Below are 16,513 nucleotides of genomic sequence, written 5' to 3'. Positions count from 1 at the left end.
CGAATTGTCCGGATCAGTTCATGGTGGCGTGCCACACGAACGCTGCGGCCAAAGCGCCCGCGCCGTTCAGGGACCAGTGCAATGCGATGGGCGCAAGAAGACTGCCACTTCGATGGCGAAGCCAGGTGAAGACGAGACCGGCCGCCGCGGTAGCCAGAACCGCGCCGAGAATACCGGCGATCTGGCCGACGACCCCATTACCGAGGAAGCCGGACAGCCCCGCGTTTCCACTGGTCAGACCCATCGACGACGCGATGTGCCACAGCCCGAACGTCAACGAACCCGCTGCGGCGACGCCCCGGAAGCCACTGACCCGGTTAAGCGTCCCGTGCAGGACACCGCGGAATGCCAATTCCTCCGGAATGACGGTCTGCAGGGGAATGATGATCATCGACGCGATGATGGCGCCCGAGATGGTCGCGTAACGATCAGCCATGAAGAACGGCCTGGTCAGCGGCAGCAACGCGCCGACCGCCACGACGGTCAGAACCAGTCCGACCGCGATGAGTGCGTACTTCGAACCGCTTTTGAGATGCTTCGGGGACAGACCCAACTCCGCCCAACCCAGCCCTCTGCGCTTGCTCATCGCGAGGAGCACAAGCGCCGAGATCGGAACCGTCGCGATGCTCGCCCACACCGTGGTGAAGTGCGCAATCAGATTGGTTCCCACCAGAACCGCGATGACCACCGCGATGTCGATGTACGCGTGAACGCGAGGACGCGAGGTAGACGGGGCCGTGTTCAGGACAGCAGCATCGGACACGGTTGAAAAACTCATATAAGGCCGTCACCCATCGCCGCAGTTAGCTGAAAATTCACTCATTCAAGTGTACCGACGCTGCTGACGTGCCCGCCAGGTTTGCGTCGACACTCACAGTCGACTCTCAGAGTGCGGCACGTTCGAGTTCTGCCACGTCGATCTTCTTCATCTGCATCATCGCGTCCATCACACGCTGGGCTTTTGCGCGATCGGGATCCTGCATCAATTCGATCAATCGGTTCGGCACCACCTGCCACGACAGACCGAACTTGTCCTTGAGCCAACCGCACTGGCTTTCCTCACCGCCCTCGGTCAGAGCCGACCAGTAGTGGTCGACTTCAGCCTGGTCGGCGCACGGAATCTCGAACGACACCGCCTCCGAGAACGTGAACATCGGTCCGCCGTTCAACCCGGTGAATCGCTGTCCGTCGAGTTCGAACACCACCGTCATGACCGACCCTGCCGGTTGACCGGACGGCGATCCCTCGCCGTATCGCTCGATTCCGATGATTTTCCCTTTGCCGAAAACCGAGATGTAGAACTGTGCTGCTTCCTCCGCTTGCGTGTCGAACCACAGGCACGGGGTGATCGAGGGCATGACTACTCCTTAGGTCGGGACGGTCTTCACAGGGATAGACCGTCCCGGCCGCCGGAAATCATCGGGTAGTTCAGTCGAACAGAGCCGACTCGATCACCGGCCAGGAACGCGCCAGTTCGTCGGACCAATACGGCCAACCGTGTGTGCCCACCGGTTGCGCGCTGCGCGTGACATCGACGCCGTGACTGCGGAGAACACCGGAAATCTGATCGGTACACAGATTGGCACCGAGTTCCATGACACCACCGACGACAACGACCCGAGCAAGGTCGGGCGTCTCGAGTGTTTCGTGGGGACCCGGCAATCCTGTGCCCGATGACAGGTACACCTTTGTGCCGCGAAGCTTGTCCGCGTTGGCAAAGATGTCGTGCTCGCGCCACGCGGGGCTGTCCACCGGACCCCACATCTGCTCCGATGTGGCCATTCCGTTGATGACAACAAGATCCGTCAGAGCCTTACCGAATCCACCCACCGTCGTGTAGCACCCACTGTAGGCAGCTACCCCGTCGTACAGATCCGGTGCCCGCTGGGCAAGCATGAGCGCGGCCTCGGCCCCCATCGAGATGCCACCGATCGCGTTGCGCCCACTGGTGTCGAACGCCCCGTCGATCAATGGCGGCAATTCCTTGGTCAGGAATGTCTCCCACTTGAGCTTGCCGAATTTCGGGTGGTCTTCCTGCCAATCGGTGTACATGGTTCCGGTTCCGCCGATCGGCGCAACCACAAAAACGTTCTTGTCCGCGAAGAACTCCCGAGCATTGCCCTTCGTCGGTTCGAACCAGTTGTTGTCCTCGATCTGGCCCGAGTTTCCGTCGAGCAGGTACAGAACGGGCCGAGGCTCCGAACTATCGGCCGGGAGAAACACCCGCACGGCCATCGTGCGGCCCATCGCCGGACTGTCGACGTCGAGCAGCACTTCCCGCTCCGACACCGAAGTGGTCGCGGCGATTCGCGGCGACGCATCGGCGGACACGGTTTGTGCCGGCGGCGCTGCTTCGTCCGCGCTCGCAACGATCGGGAGAGCCACGACCGACGCCAGCGACACGGCACACGCCAGTGCGATCTGAGACATACGCATGCAAAAGTCCTTACAAGCCGAGGGACGCGGCAAACATCGGCCACGAATCGTGCAGGTCGTCCTGCCAGTAGCCCCACGAGTGGGTACCGGCCGGTTTGATGTTGTATCGGATGTTATCCATGCCCAGTGCGGTGGTGCGATCCGCCAACTGCATTGTGCAGAAATGTGTCGCAGCCTCGATGCCCCCACCCAGAGCCAGCGTCGCTGCCAGCACCGCGACGTCGTTGTCGATTCGCGGATCTGCCAACGTGTCGTACGGGCCGGGGATGCCCGTTGCGGTCGTGATGTACATCGGAATTCGCGGTAGCTTCTCCGCATTCACCACCGGATCGTGTGCAACCCACGCGGGGTCGTTGTACGGCCCCCACATGTTCTCGGGGTTACCCCCACCGATCCCGACGACCACTTTGACGAAATCCTGTCCCGGACCGGGACTGGTCATCGCGCAGCCACTGAACGAAGCGACGCTGTTGTAGACCGTCGGCGCACTCATCGCCAGATTCAACACAGATGTACCCGCCATCGAGATCCCCCCGAGTGCGTTCTCGCCCGTCGTATCGAAATACTCGTCGATCACGTGCGGCAGTTCCGACGTGAGAAACGTGGTCCACCTGTTCACGCCGTTGTTGTCGTTGATCTGTGCGAGCCCCGGATCCGGCCGCAACCAATCGGTGTAATAGCTGAACGCCCCGTCCAACGGAGTGACCACGTTGACGTGCTTGTCGGCGAAGAACTCCGGCACGTCGGTACGTACCGACCATGTCGCGTCGTTCTTCCCACCATCCACCCCGTTGAGCAGATACAGCGTCGGCGCGGGTGTCGACGTGTCGGCTGGGCGAAGCACCTGGACCGGAATTCCGCGATCCATCGACGGTGAATACACGACGATGTCTACGAGGCGGCCTTGCGCGGGTACGGCGCTGATCACGCGTGGACCGCCCGTCTCGGCCACTGCCGGCGACGACACGACAAAGAGAACGGTTGCGGCCGTCGCAGCACCGATCAATGCACGCGCTATGCGGATACCTCTCATGAAAACGTCCCTCGAGTTGCCGAGCACAGATGGACATTATTGCCCGAAATGTTCCGTTTCGAGGGCAAACGACCCAGTCACGACTACCGTCCGACCGCCCGGCGTAATCGAGGAAAACCCCCAACGATAACCTGAACGAGACCTTCGCACGCACCCTTGTTCAGGAGAAAAGATGGCCGACTTCCTCTATGAGGACCTGTTGCCGATCGGTGAGGACACCACCGAGTACCGACTGCTCACCACTGAAGGGGTGTCGACAGTCGAAGGCCCGGACGGTCGGACCTTCCTGAAGGTCGAGCCCGAAGCGATGCGTCTGCTGACCGAAACGGCTCTGCACGACATCTCCCACTACCTGCGCACCGACCACCTGACGCAGCTGGCGAGCATCCTCGACGATCCCGAAGCGTCCAACAACGACAAGTTCGTTGCTCTCGATCTCCTGAAGAACGCAAACATCGCAGCCGCTGGTGTTCTCCCGATGTGCCAGGACACCGGTACCGCAATCGTCATGGGCAAGCGCGGACAGCACGTATTGACCCCCGGTGATGACGAGCAGTCCATCGCCCGCGGTGTGTACGACGCCTACACACGCCTCAACCTGCGTTACTCGCAGAACGCCCCCATCACGATGTGGGACGAGAAGAACACCGGAAACAACCTCCCCGCACAGATCGAGCTGTATGCCGATACTGCTGCCGGACACGAGAACTCGTACAAATTCCTGTTCATGGCCAAGGGCGGCGGCAGCGCAAACAAGTCCTACCTGTACCAGGAAACCAAAGCGATCCTGAACCCCGACTCGATGATGCAGTTCCTCGAGGCAAAGATCCGCTCGCTCGGTACCGCAGCGTGCCCGCCGTACCACCTCGCGATCGTCGTCGGCGGCACGTCTGCCGAGTTCGCGATGAAGACGGCCAAGTACGCGTCCGCGCACTACCTCGACGAGCTCCCCACCGAAGGCGCCATCACGGGCCGCGGCTTCCGCGATCACGAACTCGAGAAGAAGGTCTTCGAGCTCACGCAGAAGATCGGCATCGGCGCACAGTTCGGCGGTAAGTACTTCTGCCACGACGTCCGCGTCGTCCGTCTCCCCCGCCACGGCGCTTCGCTGCCCGTTGCCATTGCCGTGTCGTGCTCCGCAGACCGTCAGGCCAAGGCCAAGATCACGCCCGAAGGTGTCTTCCTCGAACAGCTCGAATTCAACCCGGGCCGTTTCCTGCCCGAGGTCACCGACGCGCAGCTCGACTCCGAAACCGACGGAATCTCCGGAACCGGCAAGGGCGCAGCGGTCAAGATCGACCTCACCAAGCCCATGGCCGAGATCCTCGCCGAGCTGTCCAAGCACCCGGTGAAGACGCGTCTGTCGCTCACCGGTCCGTTGGTCGTGGCCCGCGACATCGCGCACGCCAAGATCAAAGAGCGCCTCGACGCCGGCGAGGAAATGCCGCAGTACCTCAAGGATCACCCGGTGTACTACGCCGGACCTGCCAAGACTCCGGATGGAATGGCCTCCGGTTCGTTCGGCCCGACCACGGCCGGCCGCATGGACTCGTACGTCGAGCAGTTCCAGGCCGCTGGTGGCTCGATGATCATGCTGGCCAAGGGAAACCGGTCCAAGCAGGTCACCGACGCGTGCAACACCCACGGCGGTTTCTACCTCGGATCGATCGGTGGACCGGCGGCTCGTCTGGCACTCGACTGCATCAAGAAGGTCGACATCCTCGAGTACGCCGAACTGGGTATGGAAGCCGTCTGGAAGATCGACGTCGAGGACTTCCCCGCGTTCATCGTCGTAGACGACAAGGGCAACGACTTCTTTGCCCATACCGGAGAGGTAACCCTGACGATCGGCAAGCGTCCGGGTCTGTAGACAGTCCGATAGCAAAGAGCCCCGGCGAATTCCGATTCGCCGGGGCTTGTTTGTGGGTTTGTCAGGTCCAGAGAGCAGCTACAAAAACAGTCACGACGGACAGTCCGCCGACCACGTGTACCAGGTTGGGGTTTGGCTGCCCCTTCTTCTGCCTGGCCCGCGTGATCTCCGCCAACGCGACGATGGCCAGTGAAAGTACAAGCTTCACAGCGATCTTCGCGTGAATGTAATTCTTGTCCAGGGCGCCTTCGCCGAGTCCGACGATGATGAGACCGGACAGGAACTGGACGCGCGCGCCCCAAACCATGACCTCGGTGATCTTCGGAGCCTTCAGGACTGTGAAATAGCTACCGACAAGGGCCGCCATACCGAGCAGATGAATAACTACAAAGATATTGTAAAGAAATGACATATCTGCACTGTAGCGCCTAGTTCACGCCGCTTTTACCGAACTCCGCTATCAGTTACAGGATTCCGGCGTCCCGGGCCGCATCGCGGTATTTAGCGGCGAGCGTATCCACCGTTTCGTGCGCATTGAGCCCACTCGGATTGGGCACGATCCAGAGTTTCGCCCCCTCGAAATCATGGTCCTGATGGCCGGCCTTGGCTTTCTTGTTGCCGAAAGCTGTTCGATAGGCGGTGATCCCGGCGAAGGCAACAACAACAGGCTTGGTTTCCTGCACGACGTTTCGCACCCGAACTCCACCCGCTGCCAGCTCCTCCGGCGTCAATTCATCGGCGCGCGCCGTTGCCCGCACAGCGAGATTCGTGATGCCCACTCCCCGATCGATCAGGTGTTGCGTGTCTGCTGCCGACATACCGTCTGACGGATCTATCGGGCGTTCGATGATGCCTGCCCGCAACAACGCCGGATAGAAACGGTTACCCGGCCTCGCAAAATGCGCACCAGTTGCCGCCGTCCACAATCCCGGGTTGATACCCACGAACAGCAATCGGCAACCCGGTCCGATCAGATCGTCGATCTCGGCGTCGCGATACGACTCCAACTCCGCGCGCGTGAATCCCATAGTGCCAGTACATCAGACCCGCCGCGCAAAGGTATCGCGCACCTCGTCGATCGCGTCATGCATCAACTGTTCGTAGTGATCGATATCCGCAATCGCCGACGGACTGGTTGTGATGCTGATGGTCACGGTGTCACCGATTCCATGGACACCGTGAGTGAGTGACATGACCGGCGACAGGCTCGGAAACCCTGCCGTGAATCGCACCGTTGCGCCGCCGAACACCAAGTCCGCGGCTCCGCGAGCAACACTCGACACCACCGTATTACCCGTCACCGTCTCGGGAATCGCGGTGAAGTCGTATTGCTGCACGCCCCAACGAATCAGCGGCCCCGGAACAGCCTCGAGCGCCCGGTCCGACGCCGCACTGGATGGGTGCGCTGCTCGCGCTCGGCGCTCGGCCAGCGATTCCGTGATGCGTTCGGCTCGCTCGCGAAGATCGGCCACCTCCGGAAACAAACCGACACCTGCGTTCCGGAAGTGGTTGCGCGATTTCGGTTTTCCATCCTTCGCGATCGTGACCTCCGCGCCCAACTCAGGAGGAACGACGCCATCGGCGGCCAGCAGGTACTTGGTCATGGCCACCGAGATAGCCGTCATCGCCCCCACTGTCACGGAGACCCCGTCGGCTCGGAGATCTGCCGCGTCGCGCACGACCATCCGAACAAGCCTGTGCGCATCCGGGGCGATGTTCGAGGTAACCTTCGGACGGTTCGGGGCCTGCGGCGCAACAACTCCCGACTCGGTATCGGCCTGGAGTTGTAGCTGAGCCTGATGACCCGCGCGGCCGTCGCGAAACAGTCGGTAGATCTGGCCGGGCAGGCGCAGTGCTGCCCGGGCGAGTATTTCTACCGAACTGATCGAGCGTCTGTCGATCTCTGTGCTTTTCGGCTCGTCTGCCGAGAACAGCGTGCGGGCAACAGCACTCGCCCGCTTGCCGTCCGCCAGCGAATGAGCCACTTGCAGAACGGCAATCAACGCAGGGCCGTCGCAGCGCGGTGCGCCGCGCACGCCTTCGAAAAGATGCAGCAGCCAGGGTGTCGCGCGCGGATTGACGTGGTTCTCGAGCAACACCTCGATCGCGTTGATGCACTGCTCCCACGAAGAGTCGGGAAGTCGATGCGTCACGACCAACGACTGGTCGACCGGCATCGGTTCCCACAGCGGATAATCCAGATGCCACGGCACTTCACGAATCCGCACGCACAGATCCGGAATCGACGACGCGCGATCGAGGACCGCGCGTCGTACATCCTCGAGCGATTCCGATTGCCCCTCGAAGCAGTACAGCAGGAGTTGATCGTTGGGGATCTTTTCCGAAATCCAGAAAGTTTGGGCGTCGGTGGGCGTCATCCGTAACACCGGGTGACGGTACCACCGCGGCATCAGCCCTTTTCGGCTTCGGCTTTCAACTGTGCAAGGCCCTTCTCGAAGTCCTTGCCCACCATCTTGTCCATGCTGAAAATGAATCCGAAAATCTTGAAGAAGAAGTTCTTCTTCCCTGTCATTTGCCATGTCACCCGAGTCGAACTGTCCTGCGGTTCGAGAAGAAACGTCGTGACGTTCTGCGCTTTGAACGGTTTGAGGAAGGAAAGATCCAAGACAACACGGCTACCCGGCACCGATTCGGTGATCTTCATCGAGCCTGAACCGGCCTTCTTGTTGCCAGACCAGGCGTACGACGCACCAACACCGGAATCCGGTCCCGAGTATGTCCGCTGCATCGCCGGGTCCAGTCCTTCCCACGGGGACCAGGTGGTCCAGCGGTGGAAGTCGTTGATCAGATCGAAGACTGTGGCAGCCTCCGCATTGATCACAGCGGAGCGTTCGACAAGAAACTCGTCGGAATTCGGTGAAGCCATAGTCGTCTCTCCAGAAGTTCTCGGGGCGATCAGTCTGACGGAATTATCCACCGTGACGCTGCCGCCGTCGAGACAGAACTCAATCGCGCAGGCACAGGCAGAAGTGATGGCCGACCGGGTCGCGGTAGACCCGGAAAGTCGGATGCTCAGCAATCCCGTCGACGCGTTGCGCTCCGAGGCTCAGTACCCACTCCTCGGCCGGGTCGAAAGCCTCTACCAGGAGATCGAGGTGGATTCCCACACCCACCTTCGGCCAGTCCACCGGAACAAAACCCGGGGCAAGTTGAAACGCGAGTCGTTGACCTGGCAGGCCTTCGATGACGTGCCAATCATCCTCCGCGCGAACAATTCTCCATCCGAGAACCTGTTCGTAGAAGCGTGCCAGCGCAGCCGGATCCGGACAGTCCAGGACTGTGTAGTCCATTCCGATATCCGGGTGCATCGCTAAGCCTTCTTCTCCGCAACTTTCTTACGCACGAAGATGAGTGGGAGCAGCAGAGTCGCGAGGGCCGTGACAAGCCACACGAGGACCGTGCTCATAATCCACGTCGACACACCGGTGATTGTCAGCCCGCCGAAAATCGATGCGATCAGCAGAGCGACGAAAGTCGAGACCAACCCGATTCCGCCGAGGAATGCCGGCGCGTGGCGCTTAGCCATTTTGGCGATGAACGGCGACAGGACCGACTGCGCGATCGCAAAGATGACAACCGCCGTGATGAAACCCGACGCGCTCACAGAAAACCCCGAAAGCAACCACGTCGCAACAAGAAGTCCGACCGCGGCAGACCCGAGGAATATCGCGGCGCGAATCAGAAAACTAATCATTAACCGATCCTATATGCCCGATATACGTCACGGCAGCACTTCACAATCCGAGAGAATCCTGAACGTCGCGCAATGCCCGCGCCGACGCATGCAGACCCTCGCGTTCACCTTCCGACAACGGCACCTCCAGCACTCGGCCGGCTCCGCCGCCACCAACCAGCGTTGGCAACGACAGACATACCCCTTCGAGGTCGTGCACCCCGTTCTGCAGGGTCGAAATCGGCAGCACCCGCTGCTCGTCGCGCAACACCACCTCCACCATGAAGGCGCTCGACAATCCGATGGCCAGATTGGTCGCGCCCTTGCCCTCGATGATCTGATACGCGCTTTGCACCACCGCGGTCGCGACCTCGTCACGGATCGCGCTGTCGAGTGTGTTCCCCGAAGGACCCACAAATGCCGTCGCCGGAACCCCGCCGATGGTGGCGCTGGACCACAAAGGAATTTCGGAGTCCCCATGCTCGCCAACGATGAAGGCGTGCACATTCTCGACCGCCACGCCCAACTTCGACGCCATGAGAAAGCGCAGACGTGCTGTATCCAACACCGTCCCGGATCCGAAAATCCGGTGACGGTACGGCCGACCCGCGGCCTGAACCGCTGCGTACGTCGCGATGTCGACGGGATTGCTGACAAAAAGAATGATTGCTTCGGGCGACTGCGAGAGAAGTTGCTCCGTCAAGGTCTGCACGATCTTGACGTTGACCGCCGCCAACTCGAGACGGGACTGGCCGGGTTTCTGTTTGGCTCCGGCTGTCACTACAACCAGATCGGACCCTGCGGTGACCGCGATGTCGTCACCACCGTCCACCGAACACGGTGGGGTGAACTGAGTGCCGTGGTTGAGATCGAGCACTTCCGCTCGCACCTTCGCGGCGTTTGTGTCGTAGAGGGCCAGTACGTCCGCTGATCCGCGGATGAGGCACGCATAGGCGATAGCCGTGCCGACACTGCCGGCGCCGACGATGGAAACCTTCTTCTTCCGAGAGCGATATGCCGTCGTCATATCTTTGATGTTGCGCCCTTTATAACGATTCTGCAGGATATCGGGATTGCCAGCGTTCTCTCAGGCTTTGATCGCAGACCTCTCAGAATTGCCGTAGACCATGGTGAACATGACAGAGGTAACGGTTTTTGCAGTCGGCGGCACCGGCGAGTCGTACGACGGTGACACCCGCACCCACGTTGTCGGACTACTGAGCGCTGTCACACGTGAACTCGACGATCGGTTCGACGCGAAGTGGGTGAGCTACCCCGCATCGTACGGACCTGTTGCCGACGGCGGCTCCAGTTTTCGCCGGAGCACCGAAATGGGCGCCCGGGCACTCTTGGCAGCTCTCGCCGAGGTCCGCGGACCCGTCATGCTCATCGGATACTCCCAGGGATGCTCGGTTATTCGCACCGCCCTGCCAGAAGCGAACGGCAGCAACATCATCGGGATCGGGCTGATCTCCGATCCGCAGCAACCAGTGGGGGTTCTCCCAGGTTGCGACGGGTACGGCGTCGCCGGCGACGGACCTGAAATTCCGTCCTGGATTCCGGCCAAGTGGATCGGGCATCCGCAGGACTTGATCTGCAATGCCAGCGACGACAGCTACATTCGTGATATCGCCGACCTCACTGGCTGGATGTCCTTCACCCAAGCGCGAGTGTGGGCGAACAAGGTGTGGGAACTGCTCCGCAGCAACACATTTCAGAACGCGCAGAAGACTCGATTCAGCCCGAGCCAATGGCGCAAAGATCTACGACGCCTACGCACCGCCTTCCTCGAAGTCCTCGGATACCTACCGAGCCTTGTGAGCTGGCGACGCTTTCAGATCCGGAACCCCCGTGGCGGCCGGCATGTCAGCTATGCGAGCGAGGCCTTCGACGCCAGCGGACGCACGGGTTGCCAAGTGCTGGCTGATTGGATGACGGCACAGGCTCAGGACGTCAGGGAGCACGTCCCCGCAGCCTGAATCTGCAGCCCTGCGGGTAGGCGCCGCTACGCCGGCTCTCTCATCACTCCGATATGGCGCACCGTCCCGGACAGACCCGGAAGCTCTTGCGCGTCAGACCACGTGCTCAACCCATCCGTGCTGTCGGAATAGAGATACTTCCCCTCGGTATAGGCGTCGAGATAGAGCCGCCAGGTGCCGTCCGGCAACTGAGCCAAGGCTGGGCCCTCCACCAAGGTGCCCCAATTTCCCGGCGGGACAAAGGAATAGGGTCCCGTCGCCGACGGCGCGACCGCATGCTCGATGACCTTCTTCGTCTCGTTCTTGGTGAACGCATGATAGGTCGATCCCACCTTGACCACGGTGGTGTCGATGTGGTCCGCACCGATCCCGGCGAGCGGAACAGGCAGGCTCCACAACCGCAGCGACGGTTCCAGTGCCGTCATCAGATACGGCACAAATCCTCCACCGGTCGACATAGACACGATGACGTTGACGCGGCCGCCGTCGACGAACCACTCGGGCGCCCAGGCTTTGGTGACGAACGGTGACAACGACGGGCCGTCGCTGAAGCCGGCCGACCCCGAGAAACCCGGCGGGCTCGCTGAACCCGTGCCGTCCCCGGTGCCTGGCATGAAGGCACAGCAGAACGGGAGTGAATAGTTCGCCAGAGGTGTCCAGGTGATGCGGTCGCTACTGCGTGCGAAGCCGATACTCGTTCCGCCCGTTGTGTAGGTGAGGTAATACATTCCGTCTGTATTCCGGAAGATGCTCGGATCACGTACCAGCCCGGACGGGGGCCGATACGCCGACGGTTTGACGAGTTGGAATCCAGTGCCGTCCGCGGACTCGAATACATCCATGTCGCGATCGCTGGCATTGCTGAACGCCACCATCGTGTACCGCCAGGCCGACGGCTCAGCGCCGCTGGCCGGGGCCGCGACCAGCAATCCCGCGACAACAAGCATCACCATCGATACAGCAGAAAGGACGGTCCGTTTTGTCGGATTCACCGGTGAAGTATCTACGACAACAGGCGAACCATGCGCAACTTTGACCGCAGGTGTCGCTGGATCGTTACCGACGATGGCGAGGACGCCGTTATAGGTACCTGGATAGGTAGTTCAGCGGATGTCTCCAGCCGTCCCCCGCCCGCATTCTGAATCGGTACTTATTCAGGCGATGAAAGGTGACTTCAGGTGATGACCTTGGCGGATCAGCTGGACAACTGTGAATACCTACTGGCTGACGCGGAACTCACCGACAACGGTGATGCAGTCCGGAGGTTCAGAGAACATCGCCTCAGGTTGGTCGAACAGCTGTCCCGGCTGAGGGCCTCGGGTCGTCACGTGTAGGAATCAGACGCGCACTTCGGATTTTCCTGAACCGAGAATCTCTGGGTGGCCACCGCTCCGAGTTGGTCCCGGCGTCCCCGCGGGGACGTCTCCGTCAAGGCCCACACCGAATCACCGCTGATCAGCAGTCGATGGGATGATGACCTGCGTGTCCATGTCCCCACCGCTGCCCGTCAAGAACGGAGTTGGCCCGACGCGCCTACGCATCCCACCGTCCGGGCCGTGGGCGACGATCGCCGAGTACGTCGTGGCGAAGTTCGACCATCTGGACGCCGAAAACTTATATCGGCGGTTCGACGACGGCGAGTTCGTGGGTATCGACGGCCACCCGATCTGCCGGAGCACCGAGCTCAGCGCGCACCGGTTCGTCTGGTACTACCGCGAGTTACCGGCGGAGGACCCGGTGCCGTTCCACGAGGAGATCCTGCACGTCGACGACGACCTCGTCGTGATCGACAAGCCACATTTTCTCCCGACCACCCCCAGTGGGCGCTACCTGCGCGAGTCTGCGCTTGTCCGACTGCGGGTCCGCCTCGACAACCCAGATCTGACCCCGATCCATCGACTCGACCGCGGCACCGCAGGCGTGGTGATGTTCTCGGCCCGCCCCGCGACGCGCGGCGCGTACCAGTCACTGTTCGAGAAGCGGCAGGTCACGAAGGTCTACGAGGCGGTGTCGGCGCGACCGCCCCGGTGGGTCCAGGGCGCACCGGGGCTCAGCGAATCCAACGGTCCCCTCGTCTACCGCAACCACATCGAAGCTCGGCGCGGCGAGTTGCGGGTCCTCGTCGACGACAACCGTGAACCTAACTCCGAGACCATGATCGAGGCGCGAGGGACGGGCGTGAGCGCCTCCGGACGTACTGTGCTGCACACGGTTCTACGTCCGCACTCCGGACGGATGCATCAGTTGCGGGTGCATTTGGCGGCTCTCGGCGCCGGGATCCTGGGCGACCGGCGATACCCCGACCTGTTGCCCGACGCGCCGGATGATCATTCCCTCCCACTCCAATTGCTCGCGAGGGAACTCGAATTCACCGACCCGTTGTCCGGGAGACCGCGGCGGTTTGTCACACGTCGGACGCTCAGCGAGATGCCTGTGGGGTGAGGACCAGACGCCGCAGGGCGATTATGCATACGCGCGGCTGATAACCCACGCGAGCGCATAATCGCCCTGCGACAGTACAGAGGATTTAGACGTTGAAGCGGAACGCTAGCCCAAACTCGCTTTCCGCGCCTACCTGCACAAATGTGAGTTCAACGCGCACCGCTAGCCCCGTTTTAGCCCCAGACCGGCGCGTCTAGATCTGCAAACCGGACAGTCAGGCAAGATGTGTCCATGGCAAAGACATACAAGACGTCCGAGGTGTTCGGAATCAGTCGCGAGATACCGCTCAACTACGCATACCGCAAATCCGTCGATACCGAGATGGTGAACAGCCTGGCTAGAGACAAGCATTTGGTTATCTACGGGAGCTCGAAGCAGGGAAAAACATCACTGCGGAAGAACCACCTGGATCCGTCTGAGTACGTCGTCGTAACGTGTCTGAACACTTGGAACCTACCGCAACTGATGAGTTCAGTCCTTAAGCAACTCGGGTACACCGTCGAGCAGTCGACAACCATTGCAACATCCGGGGAAGCTAAAATCACCGCGAAGGGTGGATTTAAGGCCAGATTGTTCGGCAATGGTGTAGATGCAGAAGTAGGCACTGAGCTTACAGGTGCCCGAGGCAAGGAGGTGACCGAAGTTGCCTTGGAGTTGGATCCAGCCGATGTAAATGACATAATCACAGCCCTGGAACGCGCAAAATTTACAGGATGGATAGTTCTGGAAGATTTTCACTACTTGCCGGACGAAACCCAGAAACGCTTCGCAGTTGCATTAAAAGCTTTTCATGAAAGCTCAAAGTACACGTTTATCATTATCGGAGTTTGGCTACAGGAAAATAGATTGGTCCAGTACAACGGTGACCTCACCGGCCGCGTGACCACGATCAACGCGGATAAGTGGAGCAGTGCCGAACTTCTTGATGCCATTCACCAGGGCGAGCAACTCATCAATGTGGAATTTGATGACAATTTTAAGAATTCATTAGTCGACGAATCATACGACAGCATTTATGTCGTGCAAGAGAGCTGCTTCCAAGCGCTCGAACAGAGCGATATATACGAGACGGTCAAAGTCAAGAGAACCATCGGCGGGGATGCCAAAGCTATCGTTCGAGATGTTGTAAATAGACAGTCTGCTCGGTATATGGACTTTCTGGTTGGATTTGCACAGGGTTTCGGGTCAACTGATCTTCAGATGTATAAATGGCTACTTGTTCCCATCATCATGACGCCGGTATCGGAACACGAGACGGGGCTTGAATTGCGTGAGATTCGCCGTATCCTCGCGGCATACCATCCTCGCGGCGAAGACCTGAACGCAGGAAACGTCACACAGGCGCTGCGAGCATTCGCTAGCCTACAAGTACAGCATGGAATGACCCCGATCGTTTTTGACTACGACTCGGCACATCGACAACTGAATGTCGTAGACCGTAGCTTCCTGATTTGGCTGAATCAGCAAGACAAACGCGAAGTGTTGGAAAACATCGATTTGCCTGGTGACATCGCCGACACCTGGCAGCAAAAGATCGTGCAGACCAGGTCTAACCCCTGATTGCTCGCACGTTCGTTGGCTCCGGTGTTGCTGCCGGGGCTGCGAATGCAGCACCCATTGCATCGGTAACGGCATCGCTGGCGTCTTCGTACAGATGGCCGTAGATATCCATCGTCACCTTGAACGAGCTGTGACCCAGATGCGCCTGGATCGCCTTGGCAGGTACGTTGGCGGCAATCAGCAAGGCCGCGCAGGTATGCCGAAGGTCGTGAGCGCGCAGCTTGCTCGGCATTCCCGCGAGCTGGACTGCCTTCTTCCAGTAGGTCAGATAGAAGTCGCGGCCCCAGTGCATCGGCGTCGAACCGTAGGGACTGTTCGCACTGACGAGCGGGGTCGGCCAGACGTACATATCCGGGTCGAAGGCTCCACGCTTTGCTTGACCTTCCGCGTGGGTGGCCAGGGCATCGGCCAATGCTGCCGGTAGCGGCACGGTGCGCGTCTTGTTGGTCTTAGGCGGCACCACGTACCACTCCCCCGAGTTGATGGTGCTGATGGACTCTGAGACCGTCACCCGATTCCGCAAGAAGTCCACGTTCTCCCACCGGAGGCCGCATATCTCGCCAGCGCGCATTCCAGTCTGTGCCCCAAACCGAACCAGCAGCCCCAGTCCTGAAGCGTCGTCGGCGTTAACCCCCTCGCGCACAAGCCCTTCCATCGCAACGGCCAACTGTTCCACCTGACGAGCAGTCAGGAACGCCGGCTCCTCACGGTGATGCTTGGGCATGTCGTCGCGAGTGAGTCCGTTAGCCGGATTGCCACGCAGGTACCGTGCTCGCACTGCTGCGTCGAGAACTTGGTTCATCACTCGCACTGCGTTCCCCACCGTGCCCGCTGCCAGCGGAGCGCCTACCGGTTCAGGTTCGCCGTTCTGTCGTCGTTGCTCCGCAAGCCGTTCCTTACGTTGCTGGTCTCGCAGGGTGTTCGTGTTGGACAGGTCTGCCTCACCCTTGTTGTTGTGGTTGATCCGCTTGCCGTGCAACGACAGGTCGGTGATCCACGCAGCGATATCCAAGGTGGTGATGCTGCCAATTGGCCGATCCGCGAAGGTGGGATAGAGCCGCTGATCCAAGATCGTCCGGTACGACCGCGCCGTCTTTGGTCGCAGGTTGCGACTGCCGAACCACAGTTCCGCTACTTCACGGAAGGTGCGGCGAGCTTCGTTGGGGTCGATGTAGTCGCCACGATTGCGATCGCTCTTGATGTTGTCGAGAAACTTCTTGGCCTCAGTCTTGGTTGTAAACGTCTTGCTGCGACGTTTCCCTGCGTCGTCATACCACCGCGCCTGATAGCGCCCTGTGGTCTGCTCCCTGATCGCGTAGCGATTGGCTCCCATATTCCCGCTCCTCTAATCCATTGTCCCGCAACCTGTCTACGCCAGCGTACATGTCCAAACGTTCAGCTCACACGCCATTTACGCTGTCAGACTTGATGTTTCACCTGCACGGATCGGCTAGAGTGACCCACTCCTAGCCCTGATCTAGCCCCAAAATGGCGATTTC

Annotated in this window: 17 protein-coding genes; 4 read left to right on the top strand and 13 right to left on the bottom strand. The window is 60.4% G+C overall.

Going from position 1 to position 16,513, the window contains the following annotated elements; genetic code table 11:
- Window positions 1-13 precede the first annotated feature (13 nt).
- From CJ178_RS28575 to CJ178_RS28560, 4 genes are all read right to left on the bottom strand, one after another.
- Entirely contained in the window at window positions 14-778 is a 765-nt protein-coding gene (locus CJ178_RS28575) for a CPBP family intramembrane glutamic endopeptidase (protein ID WP_033234475.1), read from the bottom strand.
- Window positions 779-884: 106 nt separating this feature from the next.
- The gene (locus CJ178_RS28570; RefSeq protein ID WP_033234476.1) at window positions 885-1,358 is read right to left on the bottom strand and encodes a VOC family protein; all 474 of its coding nucleotides are present in this window, start codon (window positions 1,356-1,358) and stop codon (window positions 885-887) included.
- 70 nt (window positions 1,359-1,428) lie between these two features.
- On the bottom strand, window positions 1,429-2,436 hold the full coding sequence (locus CJ178_RS28565; RefSeq protein WP_045069438.1) for an alpha/beta hydrolase: 1,008 nt from the start codon (window positions 2,434-2,436) through the stop codon (window positions 1,429-1,431).
- A 10-nt stretch (window positions 2,437-2,446) separates the two neighbouring features.
- Complete coding sequence (locus CJ178_RS28560) at window positions 2,447-3,469, bottom strand: alpha/beta hydrolase (protein WP_095888725.1); 1,023 nt, start codon at window positions 3,467-3,469, stop codon at window positions 2,447-2,449.
- Window positions 3,470-3,641: 172 nt separating this feature from the next.
- On the opposite strand from CJ178_RS28560, the gene CJ178_RS28555 reads away from it, so the two are divergent.
- Window positions 3,642-5,339, top strand: a complete 1,698-nt coding sequence (locus tag CJ178_RS28555; protein WP_033234479.1) for a fumarate hydratase — start codon at window positions 3,642-3,644, stop codon at window positions 5,337-5,339.
- A gap of 61 nt (window positions 5,340-5,400) precedes the next feature.
- Here the strand turns inward: CJ178_RS28555 and CJ178_RS28550 are convergent, their stop codons facing one another.
- The 7 genes from CJ178_RS28550 to CJ178_RS28520 all read right to left on the bottom strand — a co-directional run bounded on the left by CJ178_RS28550 (window position 5,401) and on the right by CJ178_RS28520 (window position 10,060).
- Entirely contained in the window at window positions 5,401-5,751 is a 351-nt protein-coding gene (locus CJ178_RS28550) for a hypothetical protein (protein ID WP_095888522.1), read from the bottom strand.
- Between the two features lie 52 nt (window positions 5,752-5,803).
- Complete coding sequence (locus CJ178_RS28545; protein ID WP_095888521.1) at window positions 5,804-6,367, bottom strand: mismatch-specific DNA-glycosylase; 564 nt, start codon at window positions 6,365-6,367, stop codon at window positions 5,804-5,806.
- Window positions 6,368-6,379: 12 nt separating this feature from the next.
- The gene (locus CJ178_RS28540) at window positions 6,380-7,717 is read right to left on the bottom strand and encodes a WS/DGAT domain-containing protein (RefSeq protein WP_095888724.1); all 1,338 of its coding nucleotides are present in this window, start codon (window positions 7,715-7,717) and stop codon (window positions 6,380-6,382) included.
- Window positions 7,718-7,749: 32 nt separating this feature from the next.
- Window positions 7,750-8,226, bottom strand: coding sequence for an SRPBCC family protein (locus CJ178_RS28535; protein WP_033234482.1), 477 nt, complete (start codon window positions 8,224-8,226; stop codon window positions 7,750-7,752).
- Window positions 8,227-8,305: 79 nt separating this feature from the next.
- Window positions 8,306-8,668 (bottom strand): VOC family protein, encoded by a 363-nt coding sequence (locus tag CJ178_RS28530; RefSeq protein WP_045069430.1) that lies wholly within the window; start codon window positions 8,666-8,668, stop codon window positions 8,306-8,308.
- A gap of 2 nt (window positions 8,669-8,670) precedes the next feature.
- Complete coding sequence (locus CJ178_RS28525) at window positions 8,671-9,054, bottom strand: phage holin family protein (RefSeq protein WP_033234484.1); 384 nt, start codon at window positions 9,052-9,054, stop codon at window positions 8,671-8,673.
- 40 nt (window positions 9,055-9,094) lie between these two features.
- Window positions 9,095-10,060 (bottom strand): L-lactate dehydrogenase, encoded by a 966-nt coding sequence (locus CJ178_RS28520; RefSeq protein ID WP_033234485.1) that lies wholly within the window; start codon window positions 10,058-10,060, stop codon window positions 9,095-9,097.
- Between the two features lie 109 nt (window positions 10,061-10,169).
- On the opposite strand from CJ178_RS28520, the gene CJ178_RS28515 reads away from it, so the two are divergent.
- Window positions 10,170-11,012 (top strand): PE-PPE domain-containing protein, encoded by an 843-nt coding sequence (locus tag CJ178_RS28515; protein ID WP_095888723.1) that lies wholly within the window; start codon window positions 10,170-10,172, stop codon window positions 11,010-11,012.
- A gap of 26 nt (window positions 11,013-11,038) precedes the next feature.
- On the opposite strand, the gene CJ178_RS28510 is transcribed toward CJ178_RS28515, so the two are convergent.
- The gene (locus tag CJ178_RS28510; protein ID WP_095888520.1) at window positions 11,039-11,965 is read right to left on the bottom strand and encodes a glycoside hydrolase family 43 protein; all 927 of its coding nucleotides are present in this window, start codon (window positions 11,963-11,965) and stop codon (window positions 11,039-11,041) included.
- A gap of 517 nt (window positions 11,966-12,482) precedes the next feature.
- On the opposite strand from CJ178_RS28510, the gene CJ178_RS28505 reads away from it, so the two are divergent.
- Together CJ178_RS28505 and CJ178_RS28500 are read left to right on the top strand one after the other, a co-directional pair.
- Window positions 12,483-13,454: a pseudouridine synthase gene (locus CJ178_RS28505; RefSeq protein ID WP_095888519.1), complete on the top strand. Its 972-nt coding sequence runs from the start codon at window positions 12,483-12,485 to the stop codon at window positions 13,452-13,454.
- A 231-nt stretch (window positions 13,455-13,685) separates the two neighbouring features.
- Window positions 13,686-15,014 (top strand): hypothetical protein, encoded by a 1,329-nt coding sequence (locus tag CJ178_RS28500; protein ID WP_095888518.1) that lies wholly within the window; start codon window positions 13,686-13,688, stop codon window positions 15,012-15,014.
- Here CJ178_RS28500 and CJ178_RS28495 read toward each other — a convergent pair.
- Entirely contained in the window at window positions 15,004-16,347 is a 1,344-nt protein-coding gene (locus CJ178_RS28495; RefSeq protein ID WP_095888517.1) for a tyrosine-type recombinase/integrase, read from the bottom strand. The two genes, CJ178_RS28500 and CJ178_RS28495, sit on opposite strands and share 11 nt — an antisense overlap.
- Between the last annotated feature and the right edge of the window lie 166 nt (window positions 16,348-16,513).

Source organism: Rhodococcus sp. ACPA4 (assembly GCF_002300185.1).
In the GTDB taxonomy this organism is placed as follows: Bacteria; Actinomycetota; Actinomycetes; order Mycobacteriales; family Mycobacteriaceae; genus Rhodococcus_F; species Rhodococcus_F globerula.
The sequence above is the reverse complement of the archived record's forward strand: the minus strand, read 5'-3'. Positions and strand labels throughout refer to the sequence as shown.